The organism is Streptomyces sp. NPDC037410 (assembly GCF_055602235.1).
This window is the reverse complement of the sequence record NZ_JBVJWR010000022.1, coordinates 66,009-82,743: the sequence shown is the minus strand read 5'-3', so window position 1 is coordinate 82,743 and position 16,735 is coordinate 66,009. Positions and strand designations below refer to the sequence as shown.

Sequence of the window (16,735 nt, the reverse complement as noted above, 5' to 3'; positions counted from 1 at the left end):
CAGGCCCGTACCCAGTCCGTCAGAACAGACCTCAGGCCCGTACCGACTCCGTCAGGCGGCCGTCCTGGACCGTCACCGTGTGGTCCGTGCGGGCCAGGTGCGTGCGGTCGTGGGTGACCAGGACCGTCGCCGTCCCCCGCTCGGCCGTCAGCGTGGCCAGGAGGTCCATGACCGCCGCGCCCCGCTCGTGGTCCAGGGCGCTCGTCGGCTCGTCGACCAGGAGCACGGACGGCTCGTTCATCAGCGCCCGCGCGATGTTCACGCGCTGCCGCTGACCGCCCGACAGCTGGTGGGGCCGCCGGTGGGCATGGTCCGCGAGGCCCACCGCGTCGAGGAGGTCCATGGCCCGGCCCCGTACCGCCGTGGGCGAACGCTTCGACAGATGGGCCATCACCTGGAGCTGCTCCACCGCGCTCAGCGAGGGCAGCAGGTTCGGCTGCTGGAAGACGATGCCGATGTGCTCGCGGCGCAGCTCCGCCTTGGCGGCGGCGGTCAGCGACCCCGTGTCCGTACCGGCGACGACGACCCGCCCCTCGTCCGGGGTCACCAGGGTGGCGGCCACCGCGAGGAGGCTGGACTTGCCCGAGCCGGACGGCCCGACGACGGCCGTGAGCGTGCCGGCGGGGACGGTCAGGGAGACGGCGTCGAGGGCGGTGAGCCGGCCGTCGCCGTCGGGGTAGGTGAGGGTGACGGCGTCGAGGACGAGGCTCATCGGGCGCTCCCGAGGGCGGTGAGGGGGTCGACGGCGGTGATCCGCCGGATGGACAGGGCGGCGCCGAGGACACCGAGGACGACGATCACGGCGGCCGGGCCGAGGACGGTGAGCGGTTCGAGGACGAAGGGCACGTTCCCGCCGCTGACCAGGGCGCCGATGCCGACCGCGAGCGCGGTGCCGAGCAGGGTGCCGGCGGTGAGCATGAGCACGGCCTGCCCGAGGGCGTCCTTGAGGAGGTACGGGGTGGACGCGCCGAGCGCCTTGAGGACGGCGACGTCACCGCTGCGCTGGATGGTCCAGACGGTGAAGAACGCTCCTATGACGAGCGCGGAGATGGCGAAGAGGAACCCGCGCATCAGCTGCAGCGAGCCGTTCTCGGCCTGGTAGGACCCTATGGCGGTGAGGGCCCCGTCGAGGGTGCGGGCCTCGGTGCCGGCGGCCTTGTCGCCGGCCGCCCAGTCGACGCCGTCGCCGCTCAGCGCGATCACGGTGGCCTGGTCCTGCCCGGTGGTGCCGCTGTGGCCGACCTTCTGCCAGTCGTCGAGGGAGGTCCACACCACGGGCGTGTGGCTGTACGAGGCGTCGCCGGAGACCGCGGAGACGGTGACCTCCAGCGAGCCGAGGCGGACCCGGTCTCCGGCGCCCACGGCCAGCTCCTCCGCCGCCGACTCGGACAGGACGACCTTGCCCGCGCCGACGGTCCCCGGGGCGAGTCCCGCGTCCGGCTCCGAGCCGAAGGCGGAGACGGCGGCGGTGTGGTCCCCGGCGGCGGCGTTGAGGGTACGGATGCCGAGCGGATCGGCCGCCGTCACCCCGGGACGCTCCGCCCACCCGCGCCACTGCTCCTCCGTCACCGTCGAATTGGTGAAGGAGGCCGACTGCCCGGACGGCGGCGCCGCGAAGGCCAGCCGGTCGGCGGGCAGACCGGTGATCGCGGAGATGTTCTCTCGCGCGAGTCCGGCGGTCAGCCCGGACAGCAACCCCACGAGCAGGGTGATCAGGACGATCACGGTGCCCATGAGGGTGAAACGCCCCTTGGCGAATCTCAGGTCTCTCCATGCCACGAACATGCAGACCAGAGTGGTCCGCGGGGTACCTCACGGGCATCGCGCCACGGATGGCTCCGTAATCAAACTTTCGGTTGAGTCCGGATTGTCGCCCGGTGTCTACGCTGGAGGGATCATGGATCCCCGTTCTCTGACCCCCGCCCTCCGCGCCCTGCGCCTCTGCCTGCACCTCCTCATGGCGGGGCTGCTCGTCCTGGCGGCGGTACGGGCGGACTCGGTCGCCGGGACGGTCGCGGCGGTGGTGATGGGCGCGGTGTACGCGGCCGGCTCGTACCTGCCGTCCGTGCGCGGCTCGCGGCGCGCCGCCGCGATCTGGCTGGCGGTCCTCGGAGCGTCCTGGCTCGGGCTGCTCTGGCTCACCCCGGAAGCGCTCTGGCTGGCCTTCCCGCTGTACTTCCTCCAGCTGCACCTGCTGCCCACCCGCTGGTCACTGCCGGTCGTGGCCCTCACGGCGGGCGCGGCGATCCTCTCGTACGTGGGACACGGCGCCCCGCTCAATCCGGGGGTCTTCATCGGGCCGCTGCTCGGCGCGGCGGTCGCGGTGGCGACGGTCCTCGGCTACCAGGCGCTGTACCGGGAGAGCGAGCGGCGGCGCCGGCTCATCGAGGAGCTCATCGAGACGCGGGCGGAGCTGGCGGCGGCCGAGCGGCACGCGGGGACGCTCGCCGAGCGGGAGCGGCTCGCGCGGGAGATCCACGACACGCTCGCGCAGGGCCTGTCCTCGATCCAGCTGCTGCTGCGGGCGGCCGAGCGGCTGCTCCCGCCGGACTCCCCCGCCGCCGGTCACATCGGCCGGGCCCGCGAGGCCGCGCAGGACAACCTGGCGGAGGCACGGCGCTTCGTCCGGGCGCTGTCGCCGCCGGACCTGGAGCACGGCTCGCTCGCGGCGGCCCTTGAGCGCCTGTGCGAGCCGGTCACCGGCCTGCCCGCAGAGGGACCCCGGGTCCGCTTCTCGGTGAGCGGTACGCCGGTGGAGCTGCCGACGCCGTACGAGGTGGCGCTGCTGCGGATCGCGCAGTCGGCGCTGGCGAACACGGTGCGGCACGCCTCGGCGTCCCGTGCCGAGATCACCTTGTCGTTCATGGACGCGTCCGTGACCCTGGACGTGGTCGACGACGGCCGGGGCTTCGACCCCGCGTCCGTACGCCCCTCGTCGGACGGCGGTTTCGGGCTTCCGGCGATGCGCTCGCGGGCGGAGTCGCTGGGCGGCTCGTTCGCCGTCGAGTCGGCGCCCGGCCAGGGCACCGCCGTCGCCGTTTCCCTCCCCCTCCCCGCTGGAGCCTGAAGCATGACCATCCGACTCCTCCTCGCCGACGACCACCCGGTGGTACGGGCGGGCCTGCGCGCGGTCCTCGACACCGAGCCGGACTTCGCCGTGGTCGCCGAGGCGGCCACGGCCGAGCGCGCGGTGGAGCTGGCCGCCGCCGGAGGCGTGGACGTGGTCCTCATGGACCTGCAGTTCGGCCCCGGGATGCACGGCTCGGAGGCGACGGCCGCGATCACCGCGGCGCCGGGCGGGCCGAAGGTGCTGGTCCTGACGACGTACGACACGGACGCGGACATCCTGGCGGCCGTGGAGGCGGGGGCCTCCGGCTATCTCCTGAAGGACGCGCCGCCGGAGGAGCTGGCGGCGGCGGTCCGGACGGCGGCCGCCGGGCAGTCGGCGCTCGCGCCGGCGGTCGCGCACCGGCTGATGGACCGGATGCGGACGCCGGCGGAGGCGCTGACGAAACGCGAGCTGGAGGTGCTCCAGCTGGTGGGCGAGGGCCTGTCGAACCAGCAGATCAGCAAGGCGCTGTTCCTGAGCCAGGCGACGGTCAAGTCCCACCTCGTCCACATCTTCGCCAAGCTGGGCGTGGACTCGCGCACGGCGGCGGTGGCGACGGCGACGGCCCGCCGGCTGATCAGGCGGTGAGGCCGTCCGGGCGGCCCTGGCCCGACGAGGAGGCCCGGGCGCTCATCAGGTCCTGGAAGGACCGCATGCAGGACAGGCAGTGCCGGTCCGTCTGCACCCCGTCCGTGCCGCGGTCGACGGGCTGACCGCAGAGGCTGTTGCCCGCCTCCTTGGCGATCACGTGCCAGACCAGAAGTCCGCTGGAGTCGTCGGGCGCGATGTGCATCTCGTACATGGCAGGTTCCGTTTCTCCGGGGTCCGGGTGTCCCGGTTCCACCCAACGCCCGCCGGGCCGCACCGGCACGGCGGCCAGGTCATGCGGGTGAAACCGGAGCACTCGGACCCCCGAGAGACCCCGGCTCATGTGCGCTTGGCGGGGGTGCGTCTGACGGCCTTCCTCGCCACCGGCCTGGGCTTGGCCTCGGGCTTCTTGACCTCGGGCTTCTGAGCTTCGGGCTTTTGGGCTTCGGGCTTTTGGGCTTCGGGCTTCTTCGGCTGTGGCTTCTTCGGCTCTGGCTTCTCCACCTCCTGCGCCGCCTCGGCCTCGGCCTCCGGCTGCTCCTTCGGCTTCGCCTTGCCCCCGCCCAGCGGCCACTTCAGCTCGATCTCCAGCTCGATCTCGCCGTCGCCGACCTCGAACTCCACCTCGGTGCGGAGTTCGTCGGGGATCTTCAGGCTCAGCACCCCGGGCCCCATCGGGAGGTCGGCCTCGCCGCCCTCCCTGAGCGCCGCGGCGAGCGCCTCCAGCTGCGCCGCGGCCTCGGCACGGGACATCGAGCCCTTCTGCTCGAACTTCAGGTCGCTCACGACTACCTCCCGGCGCCCGCGTCCTCGCCCCGGTCGACACACAGGGCCCAGATGATGAAGCCGGAGATCGCGATCATGATGACCGACCACCACGGGTAGTACGGCAGCGACAGGAAGTTCGCGATGATCACGAGCGCGGCGATGGCGATGCCGCAGTACCGGGCCCAGTTCGACGCCATGACGAGCCCGAAGCTGACGAGCACGGCGACGATGCCCAGGCCGAGGTGGACCCAGCCCCACCCGGTGAGGTCGAACTGGAAGACGTACTTGGGCGTGCTGACGAAGACCTCGTCCTCGGCGATGGCCATGATGCCGCGGAAGATGGCGAGCAGTCCCGCGATGCCGAGCATGACGGCGGCGAAGACCCGCAGGCCCCCGGCCCAGGCGTACTTCGCCGATGACGCGTGAGGGGTGTGCGTGGCGTTCATCTCGGTGTGTCCTTTCCTCGCGCCCGTCTCACTGACGGGCGTCGGTGCCGCCGGCGGGCGGGGACGGACGGTCGTCGTGCAGGACGAGGTTCTTGGCCCGCTGGAACTCCTCCTCGCTGATGTCGCCCTTGGTGCGGAGCTCGGCGAGCCGGCCGAGTTCCTCGGCGCGGCTGGGACGGCTGTCACCGGCGGCGGTCTCGCGGACGTACGCGTCGAAGGCCTGCTGCTTCTCGCGCGCGTGCGCGACCTCCCGGCCGCCCATGCTCTTGCCGCGGGCGATCACGTACACGAGGACACCGAGGAACGGCAGCAGGATGACGAAGGCGAGCCAGCCGCCCTTGGCCCAGCCGTTCATGGAGTCGTCGCGGAAGATGTCGGCGATGATCCGGAACAGCAGGATGAACCAGAGGATCCACAGGAAGATCCAGAGCATGGTCCAGAACATGCTCAGCAGCGGATAGTCGTAGGCGAGGTACGTCGGTGTGTCCATGTCCGTGCTCCGTTTCCGGGTCCTTCTCCCGTCGGGAACCGCCTCGGTCATTCGGGCAGTCGCCGCAGTTCCACCACGTGCAGTCCGAGCGACTGGAAGCGGGCCAGCAGGCCGTAGAGGTGGGCCTCGTCCAGGAGGGGGCCGTACAGCAGCGTCTGGCCGGAGACCATCACGTGCTCCAGCTCGGGAAAGGATCCGATCAGCGTCTCCGACATGAGCCCGTCGACGCGGATCTCGCACTGCTCGTGCTGCATGACGTGCCCCTCCCGGAAGTGGCTGTCACCGGGCCGGTCGGCCCTTGCTTCGAGGGTCCGCCCCCGTGTCCCCACCGGCCTCACCCGGCACGGGTGATTCACCGGCGCCGGGCAGCCCGCGCGTCACCAGGAAGCTCAGCAGGGTGATGCCCCCGGTCGCGAGGATGGCCGCCTTGAGGCCGTCGAGCTGGGCGGAGGCGTAGGAGTCGGTGACGGCGTCCACCTCCTGCGGCGGAAGCCCCGCGTTCTCCGCCGCCGAGCGGACCTGGTCGGTCGGGACGAAGCTGATCCCGGCCTCCAGGGCGACGCCGGCCTGCGCGCGCGCCTCCGCCGAGAGCCTCGGGTCGTTCTCCACCTCGGTGGTGAAGGCCTGGGCCAGGGCTCCGATCAGGAGGGATCCGATGAGGGCCGTGCCGAGCGCGGACCCCAGGTTCTGGGCGGTGAACTGCAGACCTCCGACCTCGCTGCGCTCCCGCTCCCCCACGCTGGACTGGACGACGTTGCCGAGCTGCGAGGCGAGCAGGCCCATGCCGAGGCCGAGGAGCGCCATGGCCGAGAAGAACTGGGCGTCGTCGATGACGGGATCGATGGTGCCGAGGAGCCAGACGATGGAGGCGAGGAGCAGCAGGAGGGCGGTCCGCACGATCCGCCGGGGGCCGATCCTGCGCCCGAGCTTCGCCGCGACCAGGGAGGCCGCGAGCATGGTGACGGAGACCGGGAGCAGCCGCAGTCCCGTCTCGAAGGCGTCGAGCCCCTGCACCACCTGCAGGTAGAGCGGGATGGTGAAGAACAGCCCGAGGAGGATGAGGTTCTGGCTGAGCAGGGTCATCAGCCCCGAGCTCAGGGCGGGTCTGCGGAAGAGGGCCAGATGGACCAGGGGGTCGGCGCCGTGGGCCTCCCGTCGCTCCTCCCAGACCCGGAAGAGGAACAGGACCACCACGCCGGCCCCGATCACGAACAGGGTGGGGGAGAAGCCGAGGACGGTGAACGGCGGGTTGCGCGGCTGCACCCATCCCCAGGTGCCGCTCTGCAGTACGCCGAGCACGCCGAGCCCCAGGCCGGCCGCCGACAGCACGGCGCCGACGACGTCCAGGCCGGGACGCCGGCTCGGCGGGGGCGTCTCGGGGATCGCCCGCCTCAGGAGCAGGACGGCGAGGACCACGACGACCTCGCCCGCGAAGACCAGGCGCCAGGTGAGGTACGTCGTCACCCAGCCGCCGAGCAGCGGACCGACCGCGATGCCGGCGCCTGCCAGGCCGCCGACGACGCCGTACGCGACGGAGCGGTCCCGGTCCCGGTAGGACTCGGCGACGAGGGCCGCCATGGACGGGAGCACCAGGGCGGCGCCCAGCCCCTCGATGATCGACCATCCGAGGGCCAGGACCCAGAGGGTGGGCGCGACGGCGGTCAGGGCCGAGCCGACTCCGTAGACCGTCATGCCGATCAGGAAGACCCGGCGTCGGCCGAGGACGTCCCCGAACCTGCCTCCGATGATCATGAAGGCGGCCATGACGAGGGCGTACAGGGTGATGACGGCCTGGATGGCGGTCACCTCGGTGTCGAAGTCCTCGACCAGCTGGCTGATGGAGACGTTCATGACGGACGTGTCCAGGACCATCAGGAACTGGGCCGTCCCGAGCACGATCAGAGCGCGCCATTTCTTCACGGTCGCCACCTCGCCGGGCCTGGCCGCCGATGTCCGGCGGCAGCGGAGGGAGTGAGCCCGCCCTCGTCGCCATCACATCCCGGACGTCCGCCGGCCGCCTCACCCGCCGCGGGTGAGAGGGGCGGCGGGTTGCCGGGCGCTGGGCGCCTGGCTCACAGCAGCCGCAGCTCGCGGGCGCGGCGGACGGCGTCGTTGCGGCGGTGCACCGACAGCTTCCGGTAGACGGCCTTGAGGTGGGTCTTCACCGTGTTCACGGACACGTACAGGTCGGCGGCGATGTCCTCGGTCGACATCGCCCCGGCGAGCCGCTCCAGGACCTCGCGTTCCCGTACGGTGAGCTCCTCCGTCGGCGCTCCGGGCCCGGGTCCGCCTCGGGCGGCTTCGCCCGGCGGTTCCGCTTCCGGTACGAGCCACCCGGCGGCCAGCGCGCGCAGCGGGGGCTCCGCCAGGAAGGGCCCGATCCAGGGCCCGGCGTCCCGGAAGGCGCGCCGGAGGTTCTCGCGGCGGCCCTCGACGAGAGCCCGCGCGAGCAGCCTGCGGGCGGTGGCGGTGTCTCCCTTCAGCGCCGCCGCCTGGGCGCCCACGAGCGCGGCCGGTACGGCCACCGCGGGTCCCGTCCGCCCGTCTGCCGCGAGGCCGTCGAGCAGGTCGAGGGCCGTGCCGGGGTCCCCGGCGGCGAGGTGGGCCCGCGCCGTGCCGACGGTGCACAGCGGCTGGTCTCCGGCGACCTGCCGCAGGACGTCGACGGCCGCGTCCGGGCGGCCCTCGGTCAGGTGCGCGTCCGAGACGGCCAGGGCGGCACGGCCCCGCGCCCAGGGCGAGACGTCGGCGGCGGGGACGGGCCGGGTCGCGACGGTCAGGGCGGCGCTCGTACGGCCCCGGGCCAGCAGCACGTCGGCCGTGACGGCGCGCCGGGTCGCGGCCGCCACCGGATCCACCGGCGGCCGGTCGGGCATCCCGGCGAGGAGGGCCTCGGCCCGGTCGACGTCGTCCCGGCCGAAGGCGACCGCGGCCAGGACCAGCTGACCGAGCCCGGAACCCTGAGGCCGGCTGAGGCCGTACCGCTCGGCCTCGGCCGTCATCGCCAGGACCTTGCGTTCCGCCGCGCTCGGCCATCCGTTGAGGTGGTCGACGAGCGCCAGATGTTCCAGTGCCTCCATCCGCGGGAGCGCGACGGAGGCCGTACGGGGGGCGCCGGCCACCTGGGTGAGGGCGGCCCGGGCCTCGTCGAGGCGTCCGGCCCACAGCCGGGAGGCGCCCACGTGGGTCAGCAGCAGGGCGCGGAGTTCCGGGTGCCCGTCGAGGAGCCGGGAGGGCATCTGCCCCATCAGGCGGCGGGCCGACCGGGTGGCCTGTTCGGCCAGATGCGCGGAGCCGGAGAGCCGCCCGGCCAGTGCCCCGAGGAGGGCGTAGCTCAGCAGGGCCGCGGGGGTGCCGCGGTCGTCCGCGGACAGCTGTTCGGCCGCCCGGCGGAGGTGTGCCAGGCCTCGTTCGAGGGAGGCCCGGTCCGCCTGATCCGAGCGGTCCGCCTGATCCGAGCGGTCCGACCGGTCCGAGTGGTCCGAGTGGTCCGAGTGGTCGGACCGCTCCGCACGGTCCGTACGGGACAGCTCGCATGCGGCGCGGACGAGGCTCGTGGCCGCGTCGGATGGATCGCCCTCCATCGCGGCGAACCAGTCCACGGGCTCTCCCGAGCCGAGGCCGGTGAGGAGCTGCCCGATCGCGAGATCCTCGACGACGGCCCCGGCGAGGTAGGACCAGTCCCGCGCGGCGGCGCCGTGGACCAGCATCTCGCGCAGTGTGCCGGAGCGCCGGAGCCAGTGCGCGGCGCGGCGGTGCAGCTGGGGTTCGAGGCCGGGGGCGCGGCAGCGCAGATGGGCCCCGAGTATCTCCCGGAACAGTGGATGGAGCCGGTACCAGCCGTGGCCGTAGTCCTCGACGAAGGCGTTCGCGCGGTGCAGTCCCGCGAGGATCGTCGCGGCGTCGCGCCGCCCGGTCAGTTCGTCCGCCAGGTCGGGACAGAAGCGGTCGAGCACGCTGATCCGCAGGAGCAGGTCCTGGGTCTCGGGGGACTGCCGGTCGAGCACCTCGGCGAGGAGGAAGTCGGCGATCGTGCTCCGTCCCGCCTCGAACTCCTTCAGATAGAGCTCGGGATCCGGGCTCGACCGCGCCGCCAGGGCGCTCAGCCGAAGGCCGGCGGCCCATCCCCCGGTGCGCTCGACCAGCGCCCCGGCCACCGGAACGGACAGCGAGAGCCCGTGCAGGTCGAGGAGCTCGACCGCCTCCTCGGTGGTGAAGGCCAGCTCGGCGTCCCGGATCTCGGTCATCTCGCCGGCTGTCCGGTAGCGGTGGAGCGGGAGGAGGGGCTCGCTGCGGCTGACGAGGACGAGGCGCAGTCCCGGCCGGGCGTGCCGCAGGACGAACTCCAGCTGTCGTGCGACCTCGGGGTCGGCCACCTCGTCGAACTCGTCGATGACCACGGTGACGGGCCGGTCGCGCCCGGCGAGTTCCGAGGCGATCCGGCTCAGGAGGGTGTGATGGACGCGGGCCGCGTCGGCGGGGAAGCCGATCGCGGCGGGTACGGGCACACCGGCGGCGTTCAGGGCCTGGAGCAGCTGGGCCCAGAACATCCCGGGGCCGTCCACGGCGGCGTCGAGCGTCAGCCAGGCGACCGGCTGCCCGAGGTTCGCGGCCCAGTCGGCGACCAGGAGGGTCTTGCCGGCCCCCGCGCTCCCGTTGACCACGGTCAGCGGGGTCAGCAACGCCCGCCCGAGGTGCCCGACCAGCCGCTCACGGCGCAGAAACGTACCGGGGCGTCCAGGCAGCGCGAACCGCGTCTGCAGGAACGGGTCCCCGAGCGGGTCGACGCCGCCGGGGAGCGGGGCGAGGCGCTCGCCGCCGGGGATCGAGGCCTCCCGCTCGTCGCCGACGCCAGGGATCGAGGCATGCCGCTCGTCGCCGCCCCCTGAGAGCGCGGCGTCCCGCTCCCCGACGCCGCCGGGGAGCGGCGCGTCGCGCTCGTCCTCGTCACCACCCGTGGCCGTCACTTCCACCACCACCTTCCGGCCGGTACCGCCGGGGCGGAACCTTCCCTCAGGATGGGAGCCTTCTCGCTGGTTCGGCCACCGCACAGGGCCCCGCAGACCCCCGTGGGGTACTGGAAGGTCCCCCTCCGGGGTACCCGGAAGGGCCCTCTCGCCGGCCTACTGCCCGGGCTGCGGGGGCCCGAAGAGCTCGACGGCACGGCGGACGCCGGCGAGCGCCTCGGCGAGGGCGCTGACGGAGCCGACGCAGCCCGCGACGAGCAGCAGGGAACGGCGCAGCCGCCGTACCTCGGGGTCGCCGCTGAGCGCCATGGCGTCAAGGGCGGCGAGCTCGTCCTCGGCGATGCCGCGGTCGGCGAAATCGATCCGGAGCGCGGCCAGTTCGCGCCGGAGCCGGGACACGGCGGACCGCAGTTCGGCCACCCTGGGGTCCATGCCCTCGCCGGTCACTCGCCTCTGCCCCACGCTTCGCAACATGGATCTCCCCCTCGCACGACAATGTGCGCAGCACTCCGCTCCGGACACCCCGAGCCGACCCCCCGGACGGCGGTCGGGCGCCGTGAGCCGCGGGCCAGTTAACTCCTTCGCCACCCCGGCGCGCCACCCTTGGTGGACGGAATTCAGGCGACCGTGTGATTCGGCCGGATGAGGTATGCAGGTGGCATGACAGCTGCAGAAGACCGAACCCCCGTCGTCGCCGGACTGCTGCTCGCCGCCGGGGGCGGAAGGCGGCTCGGGGGGCGTCCGAAGGCACTCCTCTCCCATCGGGGGCGGCCGCTGGTCGAGCACGCCGTGGGGGTGCTGCGCGGGGCCGGATGCGAGGTGGTGCACGTGGTGCTCGGGGCGTCGGCCGATGCCGTACGGGAGCGGGCGGAGCTGCCCGGGTGCGTCCTGGTGGACAACCCGGAGTGGGCGGAGGGGATGGGTTCCTCGCTGCGGGCGGGGCTCGCCTCGCTGGCAGCCGACCCGCGCGGGGTGGACGCGGCGCTCGTCCTCCTGGTCGACCAGCCGGGGATCGGGGCGGAGGCGGTGGCCCGGGTCCGGGCGGCGTACGGATCGCGGGATGCGCTGGCGGCCGCCTCGTACGACGGACAGCGGGGCCATCCGGTGCTGTTCGGCGCGGGGCACTGGGCGGGGATCGCGGAGACGGCTGTGGGCGACCGGGGGGCGCGGGACTATCTGGCGGCGCACCGGGATGCGATCACCCCGGTGGACTGTTCGGATGTGGCCGAGCCGTACGACATCGACACGGAGGCGGATCTGTCCCACCTGGAGTGAACGCACCGCGAGTGATCCCCCCGGAGTGATCCACCCCGAGTGATCCACCGGGAGTGCGCAGGCTGGCACCGAGCGCCATGTTCTGTCGATCCAGAGAATCTCGACATCAACAAACCATTGAACTTCCACCATGAGGAAACTAGTATCCACTGTTCAGAAGCGCCTGCTAGTTCCGAGGGCGCTCGCGGCCGTAACTCGGCGCCTGCGGCACTCCGTGCCGCCCCTTGACGCCCGGCGGCCGCTGGCACCGCCCGTGAAGTCCGCTGAAGGAAGTGACAGTTCATGTCCGCACCAGCGCCGTCCCCCCTGGTCGTCGTCGATGCCGAGCCCCTGCCCCGCCAGGAGGAGGTGCTCACCGAGGCCGCCCTGGCCTTCGTCGCCGAACTGCACCGGCGGTTCACCCCGCGCCGGGACGAGCTCCTCGCCCGCCGGGCGGAGCGTCGCGCCGAGATCGCCCGTACGTCCACCCTGGACTTCCTTCCGGAGACCGCCGCGATCCGCGCCGACGACTCCTGGAAGGTCGCGCCGGCCCCGGCGGCCCTGAACGACCGCCGTGTCGAGATCACCGGCCCGACCGACCGCAAGATGACGATCAACGCGCTCAACTCCGGCGCGAAGGTCTGGCTCGCCGACTTCGAGGACGCCTCCGCGCCGACCTGGGAGAACGTCGTCCTCGGCCAGGTCAACCTGATCGACGCGTACTCCCGCACCATCGACTTCACGGACCCGCGTTCGGGCAAGTCGTACGCCCTGAAGCCCGCCGACGAGCTCGCCACCGTCGTGATGCGGCCGCGCGGCTGGCACCTGGAGGAGCGGCACCTCACCTTCGACGGACGCCCGGTGCCCGGCGCGCTCGTCGACTTCGGCCTGTACTTCTTCCACAACGCCCAGCGTCTGATCGACCTCGGCAAGGGCCCGTACTTCTACCTGCCGAAGACGGAGTCGCACCTGGAGGCCCGCCTCTGGAACGACATCTTCGTCTTCGCGCAGGACTACGTCGGCATCCCGCAGGGCACCGTCCGCGCCACGGTCCTCATCGAGACCATCACGGCCGCGTACGAGATGGAGGAGATCCTCTACGAGCTCCGCGACCACGCCGCCGGCCTCAACGCGGGCCGCTGGGACTACCTCTTCTCCATCGTGAAGAACTTCCGTGACGGCGGAGCCAAGTTCGTCCTTCCGGACCGCAACGCGGTCACGATGACGGCCCCGTTCATGCGCGCGTACACCGAACTCCTCGTGCGCACCTGCCACAAGCGCGGCGCGCACGCGATCGGCGGCATGGCTGCCTTCATCCCGTCCCGCAAGGACGCCGAGGTCAACAAGGTCGCCTTCGAGAAGGTCAAGGCCGACAAGGACCGCGAGGCCGGCGACGGCTTCGACGGCTCCTGGGTCGCCCACCCCGACCTGGTCCCGATCGCGATGGCCTCCTTCGACGCCGTCCTCGGCGACAAGCCCAACCAGAAGGACCGCCTCCGCGAGGACGTCTCCGTCGCGCCCGGCGACCTCATCGCCATCGACTCGCTCGACGCGAAGCCCACGTACGAGGGTCTGGTCAGCGCCGTCCAGGTCGGCATCCGGTACATCGAGGCGTGGCTGCGCGGCCTCGGCGCCGTCGCCATCTTCAACCTGATGGAGGACGCGGCCACCGCGGAGATCTCCCGCTCCCAGATCTGGCAGTGGATCAACGCGGGCGTCGTCTTCGAGAACGGCGAGCTCGCCACCCCCGAGCTGGCCCGCAAGGTCGCCGCCGAGGAACTGGCCGCGATCCGCGCCGAGATCGGCGAGGAGGCCTTCACGTCCGGCAGGTGGCAGCAGGCCCACGACCTCCTCCTGCACGTCTCCCTGGACGCGGACTACGCGGACTTCCTGACCCTCCCCGCGTACGAGCAGCTGGTCGGCTGACGTACGCACGTCGGCCGACCGCACAGCGGCCGCACGCCTTCTGAACAGGGCCTCGCCCTCGGTGTCGCACAGCGCCGGGGCGGGGCCCCGTCGCGTTCCCGGTGTGATCACAGGTGACGTGACGGAACCGAGATATGCAGCTACCTAGCGGTAACAAGTCACGCCGTGCGAGATTCCGCCATGCCACCGGCCGGCGGCTGTCCCCCACGTCACTGCGTCACCGCATACCGCAGGAGCACAGCCATGCCTTCGTCCCCCCACCGTGCGCTGCGCGCACTCCTGGCACTGTGTACCGCCGCCGGGCTCGCCTCCCTGGCCGCCCCGGCCGCCCAAGCCGCCCCCGGCGCGGGCCCCACCGCCGTCGTCACCATGGGCGACAGCTACATCTCCGGCGAGGCCGGCCGGTGGCTGGGCAACAGCCTCACGAACTCCGGCAGCCGCAACGGCACCGACCGCGCCTGGACGGGCAGCACCTACGACCCGTCCCGGGTGTACGGCGGGACCGCCGGCGGCTGCGACCGCTCGGACACCGCCGAGGTGAAGAGCGCAGGACCGATCGCGAGCTCGCTGATCAACCTCGCCTGCTCCGGGGCGACGACGGCGAACGTCTTCCGCGCCTCCCAGGGCGGTCAGACGTACAAGGGCGAGGCGCCCCAGGCCGACCAGCTGGCGGCCGTGGCCGCCGCGAACGACGTCAAGCTGATCGCGCTGTCCGTCGGCGGCAACGACCTCGGCTTCGCCGACATCATCAGCACCTGCGCGAGCGACTACATCGTCTGGTACTCGTACTGCCACGACGACCAGCAGGCCGTCGTCGACGCGAAGATCGACGGTGTGATGGCCGACGTCGGCCGCTCCGTCGACGAGATCCGGGCGGTCATGACCACCGCCGGGTACGCCGCCGGCGACTACCGGATCGTCCTCCAGTCGTACCCCTCCCCCATCCCGCGCTCCGTCGACAACCGGTACGGGGAGAGCGGCTGGTCCCGTACCAACACCGGCGGCTGCCCGTTCTGGAACGCCGACTCCGACTGGGCCCGCGACTCCCTGGTCCCCCAGATCGCCGACCGTCTCAAGGGTGTCGCCACGGCGAAGGGCGTGCAGTTCCTCGACCTGCGGGACGCGCTGCAGGGCCGTGAGGTCTGCGCGAAGGCGAGCAAGCAGGTGTCGTCGACCGTGCCCCCGTCGGCCACGACGAGCGAGTGGGCCCGCTGGATCGACAGCCAGAGCACTCAGGGCCTCGTCCAGGAGTCGATGCACCCCAACGCCTACGGCCAGCAGGCCCTCGGCCGGTGCCTGACCCTGATCGACGCCGTCCCGACGGGGAACCGGAGCTGCCGGAACACGGCGGGGACGGGGACGTCGGGGATGTACCTCACGGCGAACTAGCGCACGCCGTCACGGGAGCGTGATGCCGAGCGGGCGCAGGACCCGCTCGGTCTCATGGCGGTCCGCCGCGACCATCGCGCGGACCAGGGCGGCGGAACCGCCGGGCCAGGCGGCCGCCGCCGTGTCGAAGGCGGCGCGGCGGGACTCCAGAGGGCCCTTCTTGGCGGGCAGCGCGTCGAGGACGTGCAGGGCCCGGGCCGAGATCCGCACCTGGATCGGGTCCGCCGGCTCGCCCCGCTCGCGCAGGGCGTCCAGGGCGTACGCGCCGATGACCGGGTCGCGCAGGGCGCCGCGCAGCGCTTCGGGCGGCGCTCCGGCGGTGTCCAGCACGGCGAAGAGGCCGCGGGTGGCGGCCGCCTCCGAGCCGCCGCCGTGGACGGTGCCGAGGGCGGCGAGCAGCTGGGACCAGGCGTCGGCGGTGTCCACGCGCGCGTGGAGCCAGTCGGCCAGTACGCGCGCGGCGACGGAGGCCGACCAGCCCCCGGCGGCGGCGACCACGTCCTGCGCGGTCCAGGCGGCGGCCTCGGCGGTGTCGGGCGCGGTGACCCCGCGCACGGCGAGCAGATAGCGCACGGCTCCCGCGCCGCGCGGGGTGAGCCCGAAGGCGTCGCCGCGGCGGAAGACCAGGCCGGTGGCGGCCAGGTGGTCGAGGACCATGGCGAGGTCGCGGCCCGGTCCTTCGAGCCGGGCCCGGTCGGCCTCGTTCAGGCCGGCCGTGCCGAGGAGCCGTACGAGCTCCGGAACGGGCGGGACGGTGTACGCGTCGGGCGCCGTGTCCGGCACCGCCACGGGCAGGTCCTCCAGGGCCGGGTCGACGCTCCAGTCCTCGTACTCGGCGGCCTTGCGGGCGACGGACTCGGCCGCGCAGCCGCGCTGGTAGACGGCGTACAGCAGGTGCGGCGCCTCGCCCCCGTACGGCTCGAACTCCTCCTCCGCGAGCTCCTCCACGGTGCCGATCAGGCTGTCGGCGTCCTCCTCGACCGGACCGGCCTCGATCGCGGGCGGCGGGGGTACGGGGGCGGCGGGGTCCCCGTAGTAGTCGAGGTGCTCGTCGAGGAGGGCGTCGGCGAGGACGAGGTGGGGGAAGGCGTCGGGTCCCGGCGCGAACCGCGCGTACGGTCCCGCGAGCTGCTCGGCGAGCCCGGCGGCGGTCCACCGGTCCTGGAGCGCGGCGGCGAGCTGCCCGATGCCGGTCGCGACGGCGTGGTCGGTGAGCAGCGGCCCGGCGGCCGGGGGCGCCTCGGCGTCCCGCACGTACGCGCGCGTGAGTGCCTCGGAGAGCAGGACGTCGGCGAGGGCGGTGCGCCCCATGAGGTGGGCGCGGCGCACCCCGTCGGGGAGCGGTGCCCCGTCCAGGGCGGCGAGCCTGCGGCGTACGTCCTCGGGGTCGGCGAGGTCGGCGCCGACCGTCCGCAGGAGCGAGGCGTACCAGCGGTGCCAGGTGAGGTTGCCGGGGTCGTTCATGGCGCGCTCGAAGTCGGGGGCGGACTCGGCGACGACCGTGGCGATCCGCTCGCGCCGCCCTCCGTCGAACCGTGCGGCGAGGGCCCCGAGGACGGCCGGATAGGCGGCGAGCTGTCCCGGCGGCGCGTACACGAAGATCGGCAGGTCCTCCACCAGGAGCTGCCGCACGAGCCCGGGCGTCGGCTCGGGCACGCCCGTCGTCCGGTCCGCGCCGCGCAGGGCGAGCAGTCCCAGGACCGCTTCGGCGGCCCGCGCGAACGCGGGGTCACGATGCTCGGGCGCTCCGTCGAGGAAGCTGTCGAGCCCGGTGTTGGTGAGAACGGTCCCGGCCACG

The 16,735-nt window shown here is 73.1% G+C and carries 16 protein-coding genes; 5 read left to right on the top strand and 11 right to left on the bottom strand.

The genetic code is table 11. The features are described 5' to 3' along the window. Positions 1-31: 31 nt before the first annotated feature. Positions 32-712, bottom strand: a complete 681-nt coding sequence (locus ACZ7HT_RS30045; RefSeq protein ID WP_471171626.1) for an ABC transporter ATP-binding protein — start codon at positions 710-712, stop codon at positions 32-34. Next, positions 709-1,785, bottom strand: coding sequence for an ABC transporter permease (locus ACZ7HT_RS30040; protein WP_471171624.1), 1,077 nt, complete (start codon positions 1,783-1,785; stop codon positions 709-711). Before ACZ7HT_RS30040 ends, ACZ7HT_RS30045 begins: the two co-directional genes overlap by 4 nt. Before the next feature lie 112 nt (positions 1,786-1,897). On the opposite strand from ACZ7HT_RS30040, the gene ACZ7HT_RS30035 reads away from it, so the two are divergent. Together ACZ7HT_RS30035 and ACZ7HT_RS30030 are read left to right on the top strand one after the other, a co-directional pair. Next, positions 1,898-3,067, top strand: a complete 1,170-nt coding sequence (locus ACZ7HT_RS30035) for a sensor histidine kinase (RefSeq protein WP_471171623.1) — start codon at positions 1,898-1,900, stop codon at positions 3,065-3,067. 3 nt (positions 3,068-3,070) lie between these two features. Continuing rightward, entirely contained in the window at positions 3,071-3,697 is a 627-nt protein-coding gene (locus tag ACZ7HT_RS30030) for a response regulator (RefSeq protein WP_389022216.1), read from the top strand. Here ACZ7HT_RS30030 and ACZ7HT_RS30025 read toward each other — a convergent pair. The 8 genes from ACZ7HT_RS30025 to ACZ7HT_RS29990 form a co-directional block, all read right to left on the bottom strand. Beyond that, positions 3,687-3,911 (bottom strand): hypothetical protein, encoded by a 225-nt coding sequence (locus ACZ7HT_RS30025; RefSeq protein WP_471171620.1) that lies wholly within the window; start codon positions 3,909-3,911, stop codon positions 3,687-3,689. The genes ACZ7HT_RS30030 and ACZ7HT_RS30025 overlap by 11 nt on opposite strands. A gap of 125 nt (positions 3,912-4,036) precedes the next feature. Next, a complete protein-coding gene (locus tag ACZ7HT_RS30020; RefSeq protein ID WP_471171617.1) occupies positions 4,037-4,483 on the bottom strand; it encodes an amphi-Trp domain-containing protein in 447 nt (148 codons plus the stop codon). Between the two features lie 2 nt (positions 4,484-4,485). Beyond that, the gene (locus tag ACZ7HT_RS30015) at positions 4,486-4,911 is read right to left on the bottom strand and encodes a DUF7144 family membrane protein (protein WP_471171615.1); all 426 of its coding nucleotides are present in this window, start codon (positions 4,909-4,911) and stop codon (positions 4,486-4,488) included. A gap of 28 nt (positions 4,912-4,939) precedes the next feature. Next, complete coding sequence (locus ACZ7HT_RS30010) at positions 4,940-5,401, bottom strand: SHOCT domain-containing protein (RefSeq protein ID WP_471171613.1); 462 nt, start codon at positions 5,399-5,401, stop codon at positions 4,940-4,942. Between the two features lie 47 nt (positions 5,402-5,448). After that, positions 5,449-5,655: a hypothetical protein gene (locus ACZ7HT_RS30005; RefSeq protein ID WP_471171611.1), complete on the bottom strand. Its 207-nt coding sequence runs from the start codon at positions 5,653-5,655 to the stop codon at positions 5,449-5,451. A gap of 25 nt (positions 5,656-5,680) precedes the next feature. After that, a complete protein-coding gene (locus ACZ7HT_RS30000) occupies positions 5,681-7,321 on the bottom strand; it encodes an MFS transporter (protein ID WP_471171610.1) in 1,641 nt (546 codons plus the stop codon). Between the two features lie 152 nt (positions 7,322-7,473). Then, positions 7,474-10,227 carry a winged helix-turn-helix domain-containing protein gene (locus tag ACZ7HT_RS29995; RefSeq protein WP_471171707.1) on the bottom strand — a complete coding sequence of 918 codons (2,754 nt, stop codon included), beginning with the start codon at positions 10,225-10,227 and terminating at the stop codon, positions 7,474-7,476. Between the two features lie 297 nt (positions 10,228-10,524). Next, positions 10,525-10,842 (bottom strand): DUF5955 family protein, encoded by a 318-nt coding sequence (locus ACZ7HT_RS29990; protein WP_359517354.1) that lies wholly within the window; start codon positions 10,840-10,842, stop codon positions 10,525-10,527. 186 nt (positions 10,843-11,028) lie between these two features. On the opposite strand from ACZ7HT_RS29990, the gene ACZ7HT_RS29985 reads away from it, so the two are divergent. The 3 genes from ACZ7HT_RS29985 to ACZ7HT_RS29975 all read left to right on the top strand — a co-directional run bounded on the left by ACZ7HT_RS29985 (position 11,029) and on the right by ACZ7HT_RS29975 (position 14,937). After that, positions 11,029-11,643, top strand: a complete 615-nt coding sequence (locus ACZ7HT_RS29985) for a nucleotidyltransferase family protein (RefSeq protein WP_471171607.1) — start codon at positions 11,029-11,031, stop codon at positions 11,641-11,643. Positions 11,644-11,925: 282 nt separating this feature from the next. After that, positions 11,926-13,548, top strand: a complete 1,623-nt coding sequence (gene aceB, locus ACZ7HT_RS29980) for a malate synthase A (protein ID WP_471171605.1) — start codon at positions 11,926-11,928, stop codon at positions 13,546-13,548. A 243-nt stretch (positions 13,549-13,791) separates the two neighbouring features. Beyond that, the gene (locus tag ACZ7HT_RS29975; RefSeq protein ID WP_471171603.1) at positions 13,792-14,937 is read left to right on the top strand and encodes a GDSL-type esterase/lipase family protein; all 1,146 of its coding nucleotides are present in this window, start codon (positions 13,792-13,794) and stop codon (positions 14,935-14,937) included. Between the two features lie 9 nt (positions 14,938-14,946). On the opposite strand, the gene ACZ7HT_RS29970 is transcribed toward ACZ7HT_RS29975, so the two are convergent. Further along, positions 14,947-16,734: a hypothetical protein gene (locus ACZ7HT_RS29970; RefSeq protein WP_471171601.1), complete on the bottom strand. Its 1,788-nt coding sequence runs from the start codon at positions 16,732-16,734 to the stop codon at positions 14,947-14,949. Position 16,735 lies beyond the last annotated feature (1 nt).